17 protein-coding genes are annotated in these 16,195 nt (G+C 73.0%); 11 read left to right on the top strand and 6 right to left on the bottom strand.

All coding sequences use genetic code 11. The features are described 5' to 3' along the window. Positions 1 to 6: 6 nt before the first annotated feature. The 3 genes from ABKW28_RS00965 (at position 7) to ABKW28_RS00955 (ending at position 3,048) form a co-directional block, all read left to right on the top strand. On the top strand, positions 7 to 1,728 hold the full coding sequence (locus ABKW28_RS00965; RefSeq protein WP_348605713.1) for a helicase: 1,722 nt from the start codon (positions 7 to 9) through the stop codon (positions 1,726 to 1,728). An 82-nt stretch (positions 1,729 to 1,810) separates the two neighbouring features. Continuing rightward, the gene (locus tag ABKW28_RS00960; RefSeq protein ID WP_348605710.1) at positions 1,811 to 2,455 is read left to right on the top strand and encodes a dihydrofolate reductase family protein; all 645 of its coding nucleotides are present in this window, start codon (positions 1,811 to 1,813) and stop codon (positions 2,453 to 2,455) included. An 11-nt stretch (positions 2,456 to 2,466) separates the two neighbouring features. Continuing rightward, entirely contained in the window at positions 2,467 to 3,048 is a 582-nt protein-coding gene (locus tag ABKW28_RS00955; protein ID WP_348605708.1) for a GNAT family N-acetyltransferase, read from the top strand. Here the strand turns inward: ABKW28_RS00955 and ABKW28_RS00950 are convergent. Then, positions 3,045 to 3,842 carry an alpha/beta hydrolase gene (locus tag ABKW28_RS00950; RefSeq protein WP_348605706.1) on the bottom strand — a complete coding sequence of 266 codons (798 nt, stop codon included), beginning with the start codon at positions 3,840 to 3,842 and terminating at the stop codon, positions 3,045 to 3,047. The two genes, ABKW28_RS00955 and ABKW28_RS00950, sit on opposite strands and share 4 nt — an antisense overlap. A gap of 125 nt (positions 3,843 to 3,967) precedes the next feature. Between ABKW28_RS00950 and ABKW28_RS00945 the strand changes: the two genes are divergently transcribed. From ABKW28_RS00945 to ABKW28_RS00935, 3 genes are read left to right on the top strand one after another with little or no spacing between them, the layout of a single operon-like run. Next, positions 3,968 to 4,900: an AraC family transcriptional regulator gene (locus tag ABKW28_RS00945; protein WP_348605704.1), complete on the top strand. Its 933-nt coding sequence runs from the start codon at positions 3,968 to 3,970 to the stop codon at positions 4,898 to 4,900. Between the two features lie 49 nt (positions 4,901 to 4,949). Further along, positions 4,950 to 6,410, top strand: a complete 1,461-nt coding sequence (gene gndA, locus ABKW28_RS00940; RefSeq protein WP_348605702.1) for an NADP-dependent phosphogluconate dehydrogenase — start codon at positions 4,950 to 4,952, stop codon at positions 6,408 to 6,410. Between the two features lie 43 nt (positions 6,411 to 6,453). Next, positions 6,454 to 7,128 carry a Type 1 glutamine amidotransferase-like domain-containing protein gene (locus ABKW28_RS00935; protein ID WP_348605700.1) on the top strand — a complete coding sequence of 225 codons (675 nt, stop codon included), beginning with the start codon at positions 6,454 to 6,456 and terminating at the stop codon, positions 7,126 to 7,128. Here the strand turns inward: ABKW28_RS00935 and ABKW28_RS00930 are convergent. Continuing rightward, positions 7,125 to 8,498, bottom strand: a complete 1,374-nt coding sequence (locus tag ABKW28_RS00930) for a pyridoxal-dependent decarboxylase (protein WP_348605698.1) — start codon at positions 8,496 to 8,498, stop codon at positions 7,125 to 7,127. The genes ABKW28_RS00935 and ABKW28_RS00930 overlap by 4 nt on opposite strands. Positions 8,499 to 8,507: 9 nt before the next feature. Continuing rightward, the gene (locus ABKW28_RS00925; protein WP_348605696.1) at positions 8,508 to 9,155 is read right to left on the bottom strand and encodes a TetR/AcrR family transcriptional regulator C-terminal domain-containing protein; all 648 of its coding nucleotides are present in this window, start codon (positions 9,153 to 9,155) and stop codon (positions 8,508 to 8,510) included. 96 nt (positions 9,156 to 9,251) lie between these two features. Between ABKW28_RS00925 and ABKW28_RS00920 the strand changes: the two genes are divergently transcribed. Beyond that, positions 9,252 to 10,217: an NAD(P)-dependent alcohol dehydrogenase gene (locus ABKW28_RS00920; protein ID WP_348605694.1), complete on the top strand. Its 966-nt coding sequence runs from the start codon at positions 9,252 to 9,254 to the stop codon at positions 10,215 to 10,217. Continuing rightward, the gene (locus ABKW28_RS00915; RefSeq protein ID WP_348605692.1) at positions 10,214 to 10,957 is read left to right on the top strand and encodes a DUF4386 domain-containing protein; all 744 of its coding nucleotides are present in this window, start codon (positions 10,214 to 10,216) and stop codon (positions 10,955 to 10,957) included. The genes ABKW28_RS00920 and ABKW28_RS00915 overlap by 4 nt, the downstream gene beginning before the upstream one ends. A 67-nt stretch (positions 10,958 to 11,024) precedes the next feature. Here the strand turns inward: ABKW28_RS00915 and ABKW28_RS00910 are convergent, their stop codons facing one another. The 3 genes from ABKW28_RS00910 to lpdA are packed head-to-tail and all read right to left on the bottom strand — an operon-like array spanning position 11,025 to position 14,155. Then, positions 11,025 to 11,312, bottom strand: coding sequence for a DUF1905 domain-containing protein (locus tag ABKW28_RS00910; RefSeq protein WP_348605691.1), 288 nt, complete (start codon positions 11,310 to 11,312; stop codon positions 11,025 to 11,027). A 16-nt stretch (positions 11,313 to 11,328) separates the two neighbouring features. Further along, positions 11,329 to 12,723, bottom strand: coding sequence for an NAD(P)H-quinone dehydrogenase (locus ABKW28_RS00905; RefSeq protein ID WP_348605689.1), 1,395 nt, complete (start codon positions 12,721 to 12,723; stop codon positions 11,329 to 11,331). Positions 12,724 to 12,751: 28 nt separating this feature from the next. Beyond that, positions 12,752 to 14,155: a dihydrolipoyl dehydrogenase gene (gene lpdA / locus ABKW28_RS00900; protein ID WP_348605687.1), complete on the bottom strand. Its 1,404-nt coding sequence runs from the start codon at positions 14,153 to 14,155 to the stop codon at positions 12,752 to 12,754. Between the two features lie 46 nt (positions 14,156 to 14,201). Between lpdA and ABKW28_RS00895 the strand changes: the two genes are divergently transcribed. The 3 genes from ABKW28_RS00895 to ABKW28_RS00885 are packed head-to-tail and all read left to right on the top strand — an operon-like array spanning position 14,202 to position 16,189. Next, positions 14,202 to 14,654, top strand: a complete 453-nt coding sequence (locus tag ABKW28_RS00895; protein ID WP_193667085.1) for a gamma-glutamylcyclotransferase family protein — start codon at positions 14,202 to 14,204, stop codon at positions 14,652 to 14,654. Between the two features lie 58 nt (positions 14,655 to 14,712). Further along, entirely contained in the window at positions 14,713 to 15,552 is an 840-nt protein-coding gene (locus tag ABKW28_RS00890; RefSeq protein ID WP_341229029.1) for a purine-nucleoside phosphorylase, read from the top strand. A 1-nt stretch (position 15,553) separates the two neighbouring features. Further along, entirely contained in the window at positions 15,554 to 16,189 is a 636-nt protein-coding gene (locus tag ABKW28_RS00885; protein ID WP_193667083.1) for a TetR family transcriptional regulator, read from the top strand. Positions 16,190 to 16,195 lie beyond the last annotated feature (6 nt).

The following is a 16,195-nucleotide window of genomic DNA, read 5'->3' as shown; positions in this document are numbered from 1 at the left end:
CAGCGGATGGCCAACTCTCGTCGATCCGGTGCGCGTCGACGTAGCGGCGGCTCGCGCAAGAGCAGCGCACCCCGGCCCTTGCCCGTCGCCGGGCCGGGCGAGCGGGTGTGGGTGCTGGACGTGCCGTACGGGACGCAAGTCGACGGCGCGAGCTGGCACCCGGCGGTCAAGACCCACCTCCACGTCGGGCGCGCGCTGCCGGCGCACCTGGCGCCGTACGCGCCGGGGCCACACACGCTGGGGCGGTTCATCGAGAACACGCTCAACCCCAACGACCCGACGCCCTCCCCCGAGCCGACCGACTCGCTCGAGCCGCGCCGGCTCCAGTTCGAGGCGGCCGACGCGATCGCCGAGCGGGCCGCGGCGGGCGGGCGGCAGTTCCTGCTCGCCGACGAGCCCGGCGTCGGCAAGACGATCTCGGCAGTCCTCGGAGCGACGGCGGTCGGCGATCTCCGGGGCGCGCAACGCGTGCTCGTGGTCGCCGACCGGCCAGCCGCCATCACGATCGGCCACTGGTGCCGCACCATCACCGCGCTCGGCGACGGCGGGCTCGAGTGGGTGGTGATCACCTGGGACCGGCTCGAGAAGGTCAAGGACCACACCTGGGACGTGATCATCGCCGACGAGGCCCACGCGCTGCGGCGTACGACGACCAAGCGGTGGAAGCTCTGGGCGCGCATCTCCGGGCACGCCAAGCCCCACGACAAGGCGCCGTTCGTCATCGCCACCACCGCCACCCCCGGCCACACGCCCCTCGAGCTGCCCTACCTCGCCCCGGCCTACGCGCAGGTGCTCGACGAGCCCATGAAGGAGTGGACCTCGGCCACGCAGCCCGGCGTCGCGTTCGCCACCGCGCTCGAGCGCCACGGCGTCGAGGTCGAGCACGGTCGCTACGGCGCGACCTGGACCACCGACCCGGCCCGCCGCGCCGCCGACCTCAAACTGGTGCGCGGCTGGCTCGACGAGGAGCAGCCCCCGGCGATGCTGCACCGCGCCGCCCCGTGGGGGTCGGTGCCGATCTCGGGCATGCCGGTGACCCTCACGCCGGCCGAGCGGGCGGCGTACGAGGCCGAGTGGGGCGAGTTCTGCCGCGAGATGGACATCGCCCGCCGCGGCCGCAACACCGCCAAGGGCCGGGCCGCGCTGCTGCGCTTCCGGCAGAAGGCCGGGCTGATCCGCGTCGACTCCACCGTCGACTGGATCGCCCAGCAGGTGCAGGCCGAGCGGCAGGTGGGCTGCTCGGTCGAGTTCGTCGCCACCGCCGCCGACCCCATCGCCGACCGGCTGCGCGACTCCGGCATCGAGGTCGCCACGATCTACGGCCGCGACCGGTTCGACCCGGAGGCCGAGCGGCTGCGGTTCCAGACCGGGCAGGCCAAGGTCTGCGTCTTCACCACCGTCGCCTCCATCAGTCTGCACGCCGGCGAGAGCCTCGCCGACGGCCGCCAGGCCAGCACCGAGCCCCGCGTCGGCGTCTTCCACCAGGCCCGCTTCTCCGGCATCGCCGGGCGCCAGGTCACCGGCCGCACCCACCGCGACCACCAGGTCTCGCCGTGGCACATCGCCTACGCCGAGGGCACCGTCGAGGAGCAGGTCGGCAGGGTGATGGTCGAGCGCATCGCCGCCGCCTCCGACACCGTCGGCAGCGACACCACCGGCCTCACCGACCTCGCCGAGCTGCTCGGCGCCGACTGGCTGCCGCCCACGACCCTGACCGAGGACGCCTGACCCTCGACGCGTCAGCGATGAGTGCGGCGCGCCCGCCCGGTCTGCCATCGTGTCAACCACGCATCTGCGGTGAGGAGCAGCGATGACGCAGCTGGTCAGGGTCCACAACTTCGGGGTGTCTCAGGACGGGTACGCCGCCGGCGAGGGCCAGAGCCTCGAGCGCCCCTTCGGCCACGCCGACCCGCAGACCCTCCTCGGCTGGGCCCTGGGCACCGCGAGCTGGCCCGGCCGGGCGGACGGCGGTGGCAGCCGCGGCCTGGAGGACTACCTGGTGCGCGAGTTCCACCGCGACATCGGCGCCGAGATCATGGGGCGCAACAAGTTCGGCCCCCAGCGCGGCCCGTGGACCGACCACGAGTGGCAGGGCTGGTGGGGCGACGAGCCGCCGTTCCACACCCCGGTCTTCGTGATGACCCACCACGAGCGGCCGTCCTTCACGCTCTCCGACACGACCTTCCACTTCCTGGGCGGCGACCCCGCGACCGTGCTGGCGCGCGCCCTCGAGGCGGCCGACGGCAAGGACGTCCGTCTCGGTGGTGGCGCCACCACCGTGCGGCAGTTCCTCGACGCCGGGCTCGTCGACACGCTCCACGTCTCGGTGGCACCGCTCGAGCTGGGCGGCGGGACGCGGCTCTGGGACTCCCCCGACGAGCTGCTCGACCGCTACCACCGCGACGTCGTACCCGGGCGGGACGGCGTGGTCCACCACCTGTTCTGGCGCGACTGAGACGATCCGGCATGCCCGAGTTCACCTGGCGACCGGCCAACGAGGCCACGACCGAGGACGTCGAGGCGGTCTTCGCCGCCGGCGGCGCCCGCAAGTGCCGCTGCCAGGGGCTGAAGGTGGCGGGCTGGATCTGGCGCGACTCCACCCAGGAGCAGCGCGACACCGCCCTGCTCGAGCAGACCGCCTGCGGCACGTCCGGCCCGACCTCGGGGCTCATCGGGTACGTCGACGGCGAGCCGGCCGGCTGGGTGGCGGTCGAGCCGCGGGAGAACTACCCGCGGATCTGGAACCGGCAGAAGGCGTGGATGCGCACCGACCCCGACCTCGAGGGCGTCTGGTCGGTCACCTGCTTCGTGGTGCGCAAGGGCTTCCGCCGCGAGGGGCTGATGTACGAGCTGGCCGCCGCCACCGTCGAGCACGGGCGCCACGTGGGCGCCCGGGTGCTCGAGGGCTACCCCACCGAGCCGGAGCCCGGGAAGACCGTGATCTGGGACGAGGCGTCGGTGGGGCTGCTGCAGGTCTTCCTCGACGCCGGCTACGAGGTGGTCTCCTCCCCCACGCTGCGCCGGCGCGTCGTACGCAGGAAGCCCTAGGCCGACTTGAAGAAGGGCAGCAGGAGGTCGGCCGCCTCCTGCGGCTTCTCCAGGGCCAGCGAGTGACCGGCGTCGGCCACGGTCTCGTCCCGTCCACCGGCGGCCCGGGCGATGTTCTCCCCGGAGATGGGCTGGGGGTAGGCGTGGTCCTGCTCGCCCGCGATCGCCAGGACCGGCACCCGGCAGCCGTCCAGCTCCTCGACGATGCGGGTGCGGTGGATGACCTGGTGGGCGGCATCCCCGATGGAGGGCCCGAGCGCGGTCATCTTCTCGCGCCAGTGCTCGACCACCGGCCCGCCCGCCGCGAGGCTCGCGTCGCCGAACATGATGTGCAGCAGCACGTCGATGACGGGGGCTCCTCCACCCTGGCCGAGGATCTCCACCAGGGGCGCGAACTCCTCCAGCTTGTGCTCCTCCTCGCTCGAGGCGCCGAGCGCGGCGACCGTGCGCACCACCTCGGGGTGGCGCGCCGCCAGGCGCAGCGTGATGAACCCACCCATCGAGTTGCCGACGGCGTGCACCGGCCCGATGCCCAGCGCCTCGATCAGCGCGGCCGCGTCGGTCGTGAGGTTGTCCATCGACAGCTCCTCACGCGCCGACGCCGCAGCGCTCTCGCCCTGGCCCCGGTGGTCGTACGCGACGGTGCGGTAGCCGGCCGCGTTGAGCAGCGCGCTCAACGGCTCGAACATCGAGTGGTCGAAGAACAGCGAGTGGCTCAGCAGCACCACCTCGCCGTCGCGCGGCCCCGCATCCACGTAGGCGAGGCGGGTCCCGTTGACTTCCACGTGCTCCATGACAGTTCCTCCGGTACGTCGGGTGGGTGCTCCTACGATGTGACGGTAGTCATGCCGCTCGGGTCGGTCTCACCGTTTCGCGCCCAAGGAGGACGGATGCACGCACGGCCCCGCAGGTGCTCGTCGTGAGCGTGGACTACCTCGTCGGCGGCACCGACACCGCCGCCTTCTCGCCGGCTGCTCGCGCCGGCGCCTGGCGCGACCACGTCACCGACAACCACGGCCGCCTGAGCCTCGACTTCGGCTCTCCGACGGGGTTCAGCGGCGGCACGAAGGTGCAGCGGTGCGGGGCGGTCCAGCTGGTGGAGTTCTGGTCGGACGCCGTGCGCTACCGCCGGCAGGCGCGAGACGTCGACCACGACGGGGACGACAGCCTCCGCGTGGTCCTGCCGACCGCGGGCACGGTGCGCATCGTCGCGGCCGGCGACCGGCACGACCTCTCCCCCGGGCTGGCCGGCGCGGTGTCGATGGAGCGCGACTTCGAGCTCGTGCAGGACGCCCACGCGCACGCGCTCGTGCTGAGCCTGCCGCGGGCCTGGTGGCGCGCGGAGCCCGCCGACCGGCCCGTGGTCTGGGACCTGGGCCGGGGCCCCGGTGCCGTCTTCGCGGCCATGCTCCGCCAGGTCGCGGCACAGAGCGCCGACCTCGACGCCGACTCCTTCCTCCGCGCCTGCGAGGCGGCAGCACTGGTGCTGCCCCGACGTGAGCCGACCGACCTCCCGGCCCAGGCCCTCGCCCTGGTCCGCGAGCGCTCGGACTCACCCGGATTCGGTCCCGACGACCTCGCCGCCCTGCTGGGGACGTCGTTGCGCTCGCTGCAGAAGGCGACCCGCCGGGCCGGGACCAGCCCTGCCGAGATGATCCGCGAGCAGCGGCTCGAGCGTGCCGTGTCGCGCCTTCTCGACCCAGCCTGGCGCACGAGCACCGTCAGCCACGTGGCGCACAGCTCGGGCTTCCGGTCGTTGACCGCCTTCAACACCGCCTTCCGCTCCCACACGGGCACCAGCCCCCAGCAGTTCCGCGCCCACCACCGGCAGGGCGAGGCGGCGACTGGGTAGCACCTCCTACCGTCGAGAGGAGCACGCCACCGACCACTCGAGGAGCACTGTGAGCGACACCGAGCAGACCACCCAGACCAGCGGCGAGGCCACCATCGGCGTCATCGGGCTGGCGGTGATGGGCTCCAACCTCGCCCGCAACCTGGCCTCCCGCGAGGGCAACACGGTCGCGGTCTACAACCGCACCACCACCAAGACCGACGCGCTGGTCGAGGAGCACCCCGAGGCCGGCTTCGTCGCTGCGGAGACCATCGACGACTTCGTCGCCTCCCTGGCCACGCCGCGTACGGCGATCATCATGGTGCAGGCCGGCGCCGGCACCGACGCTGTCATCGAGCAGCTCGCCGAGCGGTTCGAGGAGGGCGACATCATCATCGACGGCGGCAACGCCGACTTCCACGACACCATCCGCCGCGAGGAGGAGCTGCGCGAGCGCGGCCTGCACTTCGTGGGCTGCGGCATCTCCGGCGGCGAGGAGGGCGCGCTCAACGGCCCCTCGCTGATGCCCGGCGGCTCGAAGGAGGCCTGGGAGGCCATCGGCCCCGCCCTGCGCTCCATCGCCGCGGTCGCCCAGGACGAGCCCTGCGTCACCCACGTCGGCAGCGACGGCGCCGGCCACTTCGTCAAGATGGTCCACAACGGCATCGAGTACGCCGACATGCAGCTCATCGCCGAGTCCTACGACCTGCTGCGGCGCATCGGAGGCCACGACCCCGCCTCGCTCGCCGACGTCTACGCCGAGTGGAACGAGGGCGACCTGGAGTCCTACCTCATCGAGATCACCGCCGAGGTGCTGCGCCAGGACGACGCCGAGACCGGCGGGCCGCTGGTCGACGTCATCCTCGACCACGCCGGCTCCAAGGGCACCGGCGTGTGGACGGTGCAGAACGCCCTCGGCCTCGGCGTCCCGACCACCGCGATCGGCGAGGCCGTCTTCGCCCGGGCGCTCTCCTCGTCGGCCGAGCACCGCGACGCCGTGCGCCGCACCTTCACCGACCGCCCCGAGGTGCCCGCGGCACCCGACGGCTTCGAGGACGACGTGCGCGCCGCCCTCTACGCCTCCAAGGTGGTCGCCTACGCCCAGGGCTTCGACCTGATCCGCGCCGGCGCCGAGGAGCACGGCTGGGACATCGACCTCGGCGCGATGGCCCGCATCTGGCGCGGCGGCTGCATCATCCGCGCCAGGTTCCTCGACCGCATCGCCGAGGCCTACGACGACGACCCGTCGCTGGTCACCCTCCTCGCGCACCCCTACTTCGCCGAGGCCGTCCGCGACGGCGAGGCCGCCTGGCGCCGCGTCGTCGCGCTCGCCGTCACCGCGGGCGTCCCCGCCCCCGCCTTCGGCTCCGCGCTGGCGTCGTACGACGCGCTGGCCTCGGAGCGCCTGCCCGCCGCGCTGATCCAGGCCCAGCGCGACTTCTTCGGCGCCCACACCTACCGGCGCACCGACCGCGACGGCGTCTTCCACACCCTCTGGTCGGGCGACCGCTCCGAGGTCGAGGCCGGATGAGCCCGGCCGCCGCCGCGCACGACCCACGGACCCGCCGGGAGGCATGGTGAAGCTCCTCCTCACCTCCGGGGGCGTCACCAACACGAGCATCCGTCAGGCGCTCGTCGACCTCGTGGGCAAGCCGATCGCCGAGTCCACCGCCCTCTGCATCCCCACGGCCCAGTACGGGCACCCGTCGGTCGGTCCCGGTGTGAAGGCCTGGGAGTTCATCAGCGGGAGGTCGAGCAACCCGATGGTCGACCTGGGCTGGCGGTCCGTCGGCGTGCTGGAGCTCACCGCCCTGCCCAGCATCCACGAGGAGCACTGGGTGCCCCTGGTCAGGGAGGCGGACGTCCTGCTGGCCGCGGGAGGGGACGTCCTGTACCTGTGCCACTGGATGCGGGAGTCCGGCCTGGCCGACCTGCTGTCCTCGCTGGAGGAGACGACCTGGGTGGGCCTGAGCGCCGGCAGCATGGTGATGACCCCCGAGGTCGGGGAGGACTTCATCCAGTGGCGGCCACCGGGCGGCGACGACAGCACGTTGGGCCTCGTCGACTTCTCGATCTGCCCGCACCTCGCCAGGGACGGCATGCCGGGCAACTCCATGGCCGAGGCAGAGCAGTGGGCGGCCGACATCGCGGGGCCCGCCTACGCGATCGACGACCAGACGGCCATCGTGGTGGTCGACGGCACCGTCGAGGTGGTCTCCGAGGGGCACTGGAGGCTGCTCCCCTCCTAGCCCCCGCACCCGGCCACGGCCGCGCGCACCGCCGCCACCGTGCGGCGTACGTCGTCGTCGGTCGTGGCGGCGTTGGAGACCGAGACGCGCACGACGTCGCGGTCCTGCCAGCGCGACGGTGACATCCACACCTCGCCCGAGCCGGTCAGCTCGGCGCAGACCTCCTGGGTGCGGCCGTCGCCGACGGCGAGGCAGACCTGGGTGTAGACGACGTCGTTGAGCACCTCGACGCCCGCCACCGAGGCCAGCCCGTCGGCGATGCCGCGCGCCCGCTCGGCCAGCCGGTCGACCTGGGCGGCGACGCCGGTGCGGCCCAGCGAGCGCAGCGCCGCCCACACCGGCACGCCGCGGGCGCGCCGCGAGAGCTCGGGCACCTTCTCGTAGGGGTTGCCGGGGCCGACGGCGTCGGGCAGGTAGCTCGCGTGCACGCCCATCGCGCTGCGCACCGCCACCGGGTCGCGCACGACCGCGACGCCGCAGTCGTAGGTGACGTTGAGGGTCTTGTGGGCGTCGGTGGCCCACGAGTCGGCAGCCTCGACCCCGCGCGCGAGGTGGGCCAGTCGTGGCGTCGCCCGCGCCCACAGCCCGAAGGCGCCGTCGACGTGCACCCAGGCGCCCCGGTCGTGGGCCGCCGCGACGAGCTCGAGGAAGCAGTCGAAGGCACCCGAGTGCAGGTTGCCCGCCTGCAGGCACACCATCAGCGGCGCCCCGTCGGGTACGTCGGCCAGCGCGGCCGCCAGGGCTGCCGGGTCCATCCGGCCCTGGTCGTCGGCCGCCACCACCGACGGGGCGCCCAGCCCCAGGTAGCGCAGCGCCAGGTCGACCGTGTCGTGCCGCTCGGCACCGACCAGCACGTGCACCCGCGGCGCACCGGTCAGCCCGTCGCGGTGAACGTCCCACCCGACGCGGTCGAGCACCGCGAACCGGCCCGCGGCGAGCCCGGTGAAGTTGGCCATCGTCGCGCCGGTCACGAAGCCGACGTCGGCTTCGCGCGGCAGGTCTAGCAGCTCGAGGATCCACGCCCCGGCCACCTGCTCGAGCGCCGCGACCGCCGGCATCGCGTCGCGCAGGCCGGCGTTCTGGTCCCAGGCGCTCACCAGCCAGTCGGCGCCCAGCGCGGCCGGGAGGGTGCCGCCCATCACCCAGCCGAAGAACCGGCCCGACTGGATGTTCAGCAGCCCCGGGACCGCGCCCACGCCCAGCTCGTCGACCACCGCGGCGGGGTCGCTGCCCTGCTCGGGCAGCGGGCCCCCGAAGGTCGCGAGCATCTCCTCGACGCCGGCGCTCGGCCCCACGGGGTGCTCGGGGGCGCCGGCCCGCCAGGCCCGGGCGTGCGCCAGCGCGCGGTGCAGAACCTCGTCGTCGGGCATCTCGACAGACTAGGACCCCTCGAGCCGGGCCGCGAGCCCGTCGAGCAGCAGCTCCAGACCGACCTCGAACTCGTCGCCGAAGGCGTAGCCCGGCTGCAGCGCGTGCTCGAGGGTGAACTCGCGGAAGTAGGGCAGCTGGCCCTCGGGCAGCGCGGTGAGGATCTGCTCCCCCAGCTCGGCGAGGTCCTGCTCGCCGTCGAAGGCCAGGCTGAGCTCCTGGACCAGGAAGCCGTACAGGTGCGCATCGAGGACGGCGAAGGCGTGCCCGGTCAGGGCCAACGAGAAGCCGGCCTCGCGCAGGCAGCCGAGCACCGCGTCGTGGTGGCGCAGGGTCTCGAAGCCGGCGTTGCGGCGCGCGTCCATCAGGCCCACCGCCCACGGGTGCTTCTTCAGCACCGCGCGCGCCGAGTGGTGGCGCGCGCGCATCTCCTCGCGCCACGCTCCCCCGACCTCGGGGGCGTGGAACTCCGCGAAGACCGCGTCGACCATGCCGTCGAGCAGGTCCTCCTTGTTGGCCACGTGGTGGTAGAGCGACATCGCCTCCACCCCCAGCCGCTTGCCCACCGAGCGCATCGACAGGGCCGCCACCCCCTCTGCGTCGGCGACCCCCACCGCCGCCGCCACGATGCCCGCCCGAGTCAGGCCGCTCCTGCCCATCCGTGCCTCCTATACCCGATCTGGTCCTTGACTGAACTTACACCGTAAGCCTACGGTGGGCACCACAACCTTACGACGTAAGAAACGGAGATCACGATGCGTGCGATCACGCAGCACCGCTACGGCGGCACCGAGACCCTGCAGCTCACCGAGATCGAGGCCCCCACCCCCGGGCCCGACGAGGTGCTCGTGCGGGTACGCGCCGCGGGAGTCGACCGCGGCACCTGGCACCTGATGGCCGGGCAGCCCTACGCCGTGCGCCTGGCCTTCGGGCTGCGCCGCCCCAAGTTCCCCGTCGTGGGCCGCGACGTCGCCGGCGTCGTCGACCGGGTCGGCGCCGACGTGACGTCGTTCGCGATCGGCGACGAGGTGATCGGCACCGCCAACGGCTCGTACGCCGACTTCGCGGTCGTCCCGGTCAGCCGCCTGGCTCGCAAGCCCGCCAGCCTCTCCTTCGAGGAGGCAGCGACCCTGCCGGTCTCCGGCGCCACCGCCCTCCAGGTCGTCCGCCGCGCCGGCGTCGAGGCCGGCGACCGGGTGCTGGTCATCGGCGCCTCCGGCGGCGTCGGGTCGTACGCCGTGCAGGTCGCGGCCGCGCGCGGCGCCGAGGTCACCGGCGTGGCCAGCGGCGCCAAGGCCGACCTGGTGCGCTCGCTGGGGGCGGCCCGCGTCATCGACCACACGCGCGACGAGATCGACGCCACCGGTGAGCAGTGGGACGTCATCATCGACCTCGCCGGACTGCGTCGCCTCTCGCTGCTGCGCCGCTGCCTGACGCCCGGCGGCACGCTCGTGATCGCCGGCGGCGAGGGCGGCGACCGCTGGCTCGGCGGCACCCACCGCCAGCTCGGCGCGATGGCGCTCTCCCCCTTCGTCCGCCAGCGCCTGACCTCGCTGCTCAGCAAGGAGACCGCCGCCGACTTCGCCACGCTGGCCGACATGGCCGACCGGGGCGAGCTGCGACCGGTGCTGGAGCGCACCTACGCCCTGGAGGAGGCCGCCAAGGCGATCGACCACCTCGTCGACGGCCACGTGCGCGGCAAGATCGTGGTGGCCCCGTGAGCGCCGCGACCACGGCGCCGCGCACCTCGGCGCGCACCGCCGCCGGCTGGGCCGCGGTCTCCTACGCCCTGCTGTTCGTGCTGGCGATCTTCGCCAACTTCATCGCGCTGGACCAGGTGCTCGACCCGGGCGACGCCCCCGCCACGGCCGCGGCGCTCGTCGAGCACGAGACGTCCATGCGGCTGGGGGCGGCCGCCTTCCTGGCGATCTTCCTGCTCGACGTGGTCATCGCCTGGGCGCTGCTCGTGCTGCTGCGCGCGGTCCAGCCCGACCTGGCGCTGCTCGCGGCGTGGTTCCGGCTGACCTACACGGTGCTGCTCGGCGCGTCGATGGTGGCGCTCTTCGTGGCCCTCGAGCTGGTCGAGACTCCCGGGGCCGCGGACAGCTCGGTGCCGCTGGCCCTGCAGTCCTTCGACTTCCTGTGGGTCGTGGGCCTCTCGGCCTTCGGCGTGCACCTGGTGCTCGTCGGGCTCCTGCTGCTGCGGGCCACCGGCGCCCCGCGCCCGCTGGCGTGGCTGCTGGTGCTCGCGGGAGCGGCGTACGCCACCGACACCGTCGTGCACCTGGTGCTCAGCGACTACGAGGCGTACGCCGACCTGATGCTGGCGATCGTCGCGGTGCCCTCGGTCGTCGCCGAGCTGTGGTTCACGGTGTGGCTGGCGCTGGTCGCGACCGGCCGTCGCGCCGCGCCGACCGCGCGCCGGCACGCCCACGAGGAGCGGGTGCTGCAGCCGTCCTGACGATCCGTACGCCGCCGTCGGCGTGTCGCGTGAGGCTCGTCAGGACGGTCTGCCGGTCTGATCCACCTCAGCCGCGAACGACGTCGAGCCGCACGGTCACGACCTCACCGTGCTCGACCCCGGCCGCCCGGCGTACCGCGACCTTGAGCGGCACCAGGTAGCGGCCGCCCTTGGGGAAGAGTGCGGTGCGGAACTCGACGTCTCCCAGGCGGGCCAGCACCGGGACCTGGCCCCAGTACTCCACGCCCTTCGCCGCCTCCTTGAGGTCCTCGGAGTCCTCGGCGGAGACCTGCACGAAGTAGAACGGCGCAGGACCGCGCCACTCGACCACAGGCCCCTCGAGCTCGAACTCCACCCGGGACCCTGCGGCGTCAGACCCGGTGCAGCCGGCGGGCGGCCTCGGCGATGGAGCCGCTCATCGAGGGGTAGACGGTGAAGGTCTGGGCCAGCTGGTCGGCGGTGATCGACTCGGCGACCGCGAGGGCCACCGGGTGGATCAGCTCGCTGGCGCGGGGGCCCACCACGACGCCGCCGACGACGATGCCGGTGCCGGGGCGGCAGAAGAGCTTGACGAAGCCGTCGCGCACCCCCTGCATCTTGGCCCGGGGGTTGCCGCCCAGCGGGAGCATCACGACCTCGGCCTGGATCTCGCCGGCGTCGACGGCCTGCTGCGACCAGCCGACGGTGGCGATCTCGGGGGCGGTGAAGACGTTGGAGGAGACCTTCTTGAGGTCGAGGGGGTGCACGGTGTCGCCGAGGAAGTGCCACATCGCGATCCGGCCCTGCATCGCGGCCACCGAGGCGAGCATCAGCACCCCGGTGCAGTCGCCGGCGGCGTACACGCCGCGCGCGGAGGTGCGCGAGACCCGGTCGACGTTGACGAAGCCACCGTCCTTGAGCACCACCCCGGACTCCTCGAGACCGAGGTCGGCGGTGTTGGGCACCGAGCCGAGCGCCAGGATGCAGTGCGAGCCCTGCACGGTGCGCCCGTCGGTGAGGGTGACGGTGACGACGTCGCCGTCGCGGGTCACCGACTCCATGCGCGACTTCGAGAGCACCTTCATGCCGCGGCGCTCGGAGACCTCCTGCAGCACCAGCGAGGCGTCGGCGTCCTCGCCGGGCAGCACCCGGTCGCGCGAGGAGACCAGGGTGACCGGCACGCCGAGGGCCAGGTAGGCGCTGGCGAACTCCGCCCCGGTGACGCCGGAGCCGACCACGATCAGCTCGGTGGGCAGCTCGTCGAGGTCGTAGACCTGCTCCCAGGTGAGGATCCGCTCCCCGTCGGGCTGCGCCGTGGGCAGCACCCGCGGCGCGGCGCCGGTGGCGATCAGCACCGCGTCGGCCTCGAGGACGGACTCGGCGCCCTCGTCGTCGGTGACCACGACCCGTCCCGGGCCGTCGAGGCGACCGCGGCCCACGACCAGCTCGACCCCGTCGCGCTCGAGGCGGCGGCGGATGTCGCCGGACTGGTCGGTGGCCAGCTGCTTAACCCGACGGTTCACCCGGCCCAGGTCGACCTTGATCGCCGTCGCGGCGTCACCCTGCGGGTCGTTGAAGGTGATGCCGAGCTCGGCGGCCTCGGCCACCTCGCTCATCACCTCGCTGGTCGCGATCAGGGTCTTGCTCGGCACGCAGTCGGTGAGCACGGCCGAGCCGCCCAGACCGTCGCGGTCGACGATGGTCACCTCGGCCCCGAGCTGGGCGGCCACGTGCGCCGCCTCGTACCCGCCGGGGCCTCCCCCGACGATGACGACCTTGTCGCTCATCTGTTCCTTCCGCGCGTCGCTGGGTGTCTCAGAGGTTGATCATGTGGCCGGCGATCCCCTCGACGGCCTCCTTCATCGCCTCCGACAGGGTCGGGTGCGCGAAGACGTTGCGGGCGACCTCGTCGGCGGTGAGGTCCCACTTCTGCGCCAGCGTCAGCGCCGGCAGCAGCTCGGTGACCTCGGGGCCGATCATGTGGGCGCCGATGATCTCGTTGTGCTCGGCGTCGGCGACGATCTTGACGAAGCCGACGCTCTCGGCCATGCCGCGGGCCTTGCCGTTGGCCGAGAAGGGGAACTGCGCGGTCTTCACGTCGTAGCCCTTCTCCTTGGCCTGCTCCTCGGAGTAGCCGAAGGAGGCGATCTGGGGCTGGCAGAAGGTCGCCCGCGGGATCATGTCGAAGTCGATCTCGACGGTCTCGGCACCGGCGATCGTCTCGGCGGCGATGACGCCCATCGACTCCGCGGTGTGGGCCAGCATCAGCTTGCCGGTGACGTCACCGATCGCCCACACGCCGTCGACGTTGGTGCGCCCGCGCGCGTCGACCGCGACCGCGCCGCGCTCGGTCAGCTCGACACCCGTGGCGTCGAGGCCGAAGCCCTCGACCCGCGGCGCGAAGCCGATGGCCTGCATCACCTTGTCGGCCTCGAGCACCTGCTCCTGGCCGTCCTTGGTGACGGTGACCTTGACCTTCTCGCCGGAGTCGTCGATCTTCTCGACCTTGGTCGAGAGCATCACGTCGACGCCGAGCTTCTTGTACTGCTTGAGCAGCTCCTTGGACACGTCGGCGTCCTCGGTGGGCACCATCCGGTCGAGGAACTCGACGATGGTGACCTTCACGCCGAAGTTGACCATCACGTAGGCGAACTCGACGCCGATGGCGCCCGAGCCGGCGATGATGATCGAGCCGGGCAGCTGGTCGGTGAGGATCTGCTCCTCGTAGGTGACCACCCGCTCGCTGAGCTCGGTGCCGGGGATCAGGCGGGTCTTGGCACCCGTGGCGATGACGAGGTCGTCGCAGGTGTGGGAGGTGACCTCGCCGTCGGCGCCCTTGACGTCGATGCCGTGCTTGCCGTCCTTGGTGCCGGTCAGGGTGCCCCAGCCGTCAACCTCGGTGATCTTGTTCTTCTTCATCAGGTAGTGCACGCCCTTGGCGCTGGCCTCGGCCACCTTGCGGCTGCGCGCATGGGTCGGGCCGAAGGACATCGTGGCGTCGCCCTCGATGCCGAAGGTCTTCTTCTCATGGGTGATCAGGTGGGAGATCTCGGCGTTGCGCAGCAGGGCCTTGGAGGGGATGCAGCCGACGTTGAGGCACACACCGCCCCAGTACTTCTCCTCCACGACCGCCACCGACTTGCCGAGCTGAGCCGCTCGGATCGCCGCGACGTAGCCACCAGGGCCGGCACCAAGAACGAGAACATCGAAGTGGGTCACGCCCACCACCCTAATGCCGACGCCCGACGGTCTAGCCTTCGGTGTCGTGAGCCTCTACGCCGCCTACGGCACCAACCTCGACCCGGCCCGCATGGGCGAGCGCTGCCCGCACTCGCCGCTGCGCACCACCGGCTGGCTCGGAGGGTGGCGCCTGACCTTCGGCGGGGAGGAGCACGGCTGGGACGGCGCGCTGCCCACGCTGGTCCAGGATCCCTTCGAGCAGGTCTTCGTGGCCCTCTACGACGTGACGCCCGAGGACGCCAGGCTGCTGGACTCCCTGGAGTCCGCCGACTCCGGGCTCTACCGCAAGACCAAGGTGCGGGTCTCGACGATGAACGGCGAGGAGGTGGCCTGGACCTACGTCCTCGACGCCTACGAGGGCGGGCTGCCCTCGGCGCTGCACCTGGGCGTGCTGGCCGACGCCGCGGAGGCGGCCGCCGCCCCCGACGACTACGTCGCGGCGCTGCGCCGGCGGCCCTGCCGCTCGACGGGCCTCTGACGACGGGCCTCCGACGACGGGTCTGACGATGGGGACCCCCAGCGTCTAGGCTCACGGCGTGAACCCCAGCGACACGCCCACCGACACGCCCGGCGAGACCCCCAGCGACACGCCGTACGACCTCGCCCAGGCGGCCGCGCGGCGCCTCGCCGAGCTGACCGGCGTCGAGCGCCACGACGTCGCGCTCGTGCTCGGCTCGGGCTGGCTGCCCGCCGTCGACGCGCTGGGCGAGGCGACCGCCGAGATCGAGACCACCGACCTGCCCGGCTTCAGCGCCGCGGCGGTGGCCGGCCACTCGGGCAAGATCCGCTCGGTGCGCTCCGGCGAGCGCAACCTGCTGGTCTTCCTCTCGCGCACCCACTACTACGAGGGCCGCGGCGTCGCCGCGGTCGTGCACCCGGTGCGCACCGCGGCCGCGGCCGGCTGCTCGACCATCGTGCTGACCAACGGCTGCGGCGGCCTCAACGAGGCGTGGACACCCGGGACCCCGGTGCTCATCAAGGACCACCTCAACCTCACCGGCCGCTCCCCCATCGTCGGGGCCACCTTCGTGGACCTGACCGACCTCTACTCGGCCCGTCTGCGCGCCCTGTGCAAGGAGGTCGACGAGACCCTCGACGAGGGCGTCTACGCACAGTTCCCCGGCCCGCACTACGAGACGCCCGCCGAGGTGCGGATGGCCGGCGTGCTCGGCGCCGACCTGGTCGGGATGTCGACCACCCTCGAGGCGATCGCGGCGCGCGAGGCGGGGATGGAGGTCCTCGGCATCAGCCTGGTCACCAACCTGGCCGCCGGCATCAGCGACCAGCCCCTCGACCACCAGGAGGTCATCGAGGCCGGGCGGGCCGCGGCGGAGCGGATGGGCAGCCTGCTGGGCCGACTCGTCCCGCGGGTCTGACATGGCGTCCGAGGCGGGGGTCGAGACCCGGCAGCTGCTGATCGCGGCCGCCAGCAGGGCCTTCGCCGAGCACGGCACGACCAACGCGTCCCTGCTCGACATCACCCGGCAGGCCGGCCAGCGCAACCGTGGCGCCGTGCACTACCACTTCGGCTCCCGCGAGGGCCTGGTCGCGGCGGTGCTCGACCAGCACGCGTCGTTCCTGGCCGAGCGCGAGCTCGCCCTGCTGGCGCTCGCCCAGGAGCGGCCCGGCGACCTGGGCGCGGCCGTCGAGGCCGCAGCCCGGCCCACCACCGAGCTGGCCGAGGCCAGCAGCAGCGGTCGGCACTACGTGCAGATCGTCGCCGAGCTGGTGGCCGAGGAGCGCATCGACATCCACCCCGACGTGCGGGGTGCGCTCGAGCGCACCGGCGGGTGGGCCGTCTTCGACGAGATCCGCGCGCGGATGCCGGCCATGCCCCAGCACCTGACCGACGAGCGCATCGCGCTGATGACCAGCTTCCTGCTGCGCGCCATCAGCGACCGGGCCCGCGCGATGGACCGCGAGCAGCCCGGGCGCCCGCAGCTGGCGACCGACGAGTTCGTCGACAACCTGGTGCGGATGAGCGTGGCGATGCTGCGCGCCGACCTGCCCTGAGCCGGC

This window comes from Nocardioides sp. 31GB23 (genome assembly GCF_040012395.1).
GTDB lineage: Bacteria > Actinomycetota > Actinomycetes > Propionibacteriales > Nocardioidaceae > Nocardioides > Nocardioides salarius.
The sequence above is the reverse complement of the archived record's forward strand: the minus strand, read 5'-3'. Positions and strand labels throughout refer to the sequence as shown.

Bases quoted from the DNA above. Each gene is read 5' to 3' on its own strand.
- ABKW28_RS00925 (WP_348605696.1), bottom strand. From the start codon at position 9,155: ATGGGCAGGAGCGGCCTGACTCGGGCGGGCATCGTGGCGGCGGCGGTG.
- ABKW28_RS00960 (WP_348605710.1), top strand. From the start codon at position 1,811: ATGACGCAGCTGGTCAGGGTCCACAACTTCGGGGTGTCTCAGGACGGG.
- ABKW28_RS00930 (WP_348605698.1), bottom strand. From the start codon at position 8,498: ATGCCCGACGACGAGGTTCTGCACCGCGCGCTGGCGCACGCCCGGGCC.
- ABKW28_RS00935 (WP_348605700.1), top strand. From the start codon at position 6,454: ATGGTGAAGCTCCTCCTCACCTCCGGGGGCGTCACCAACACGAGCATC.
- ABKW28_RS00955 (WP_348605708.1), top strand. From the start codon at position 2,467: ATGCCCGAGTTCACCTGGCGACCGGCCAACGAGGCCACGACCGAGGAC.
- ABKW28_RS00965 (WP_348605713.1), top strand. From the start codon at position 7: ATGGCCAACTCTCGTCGATCCGGTGCGCGTCGACGTAGCGGCGGCTCG.
- ABKW28_RS00885 (WP_193667083.1), top strand. From the start codon at position 15,554: ATGGCGTCCGAGGCGGGGGTCGAGACCCGGCAGCTGCTGATCGCGGCC.
- ABKW28_RS00950 (WP_348605706.1), bottom strand. From the start codon at position 3,842: ATGGAGCACGTGGAAGTCAACGGGACCCGCCTCGCCTACGTGGATGCG.
- ABKW28_RS00905 (WP_348605689.1), bottom strand. From the start codon at position 12,723: ATGAGCGACAAGGTCGTCATCGTCGGGGGAGGCCCCGGCGGGTACGAG.
- ABKW28_RS00920 (WP_348605694.1), top strand. From the start codon at position 9,252: ATGCGTGCGATCACGCAGCACCGCTACGGCGGCACCGAGACCCTGCAG.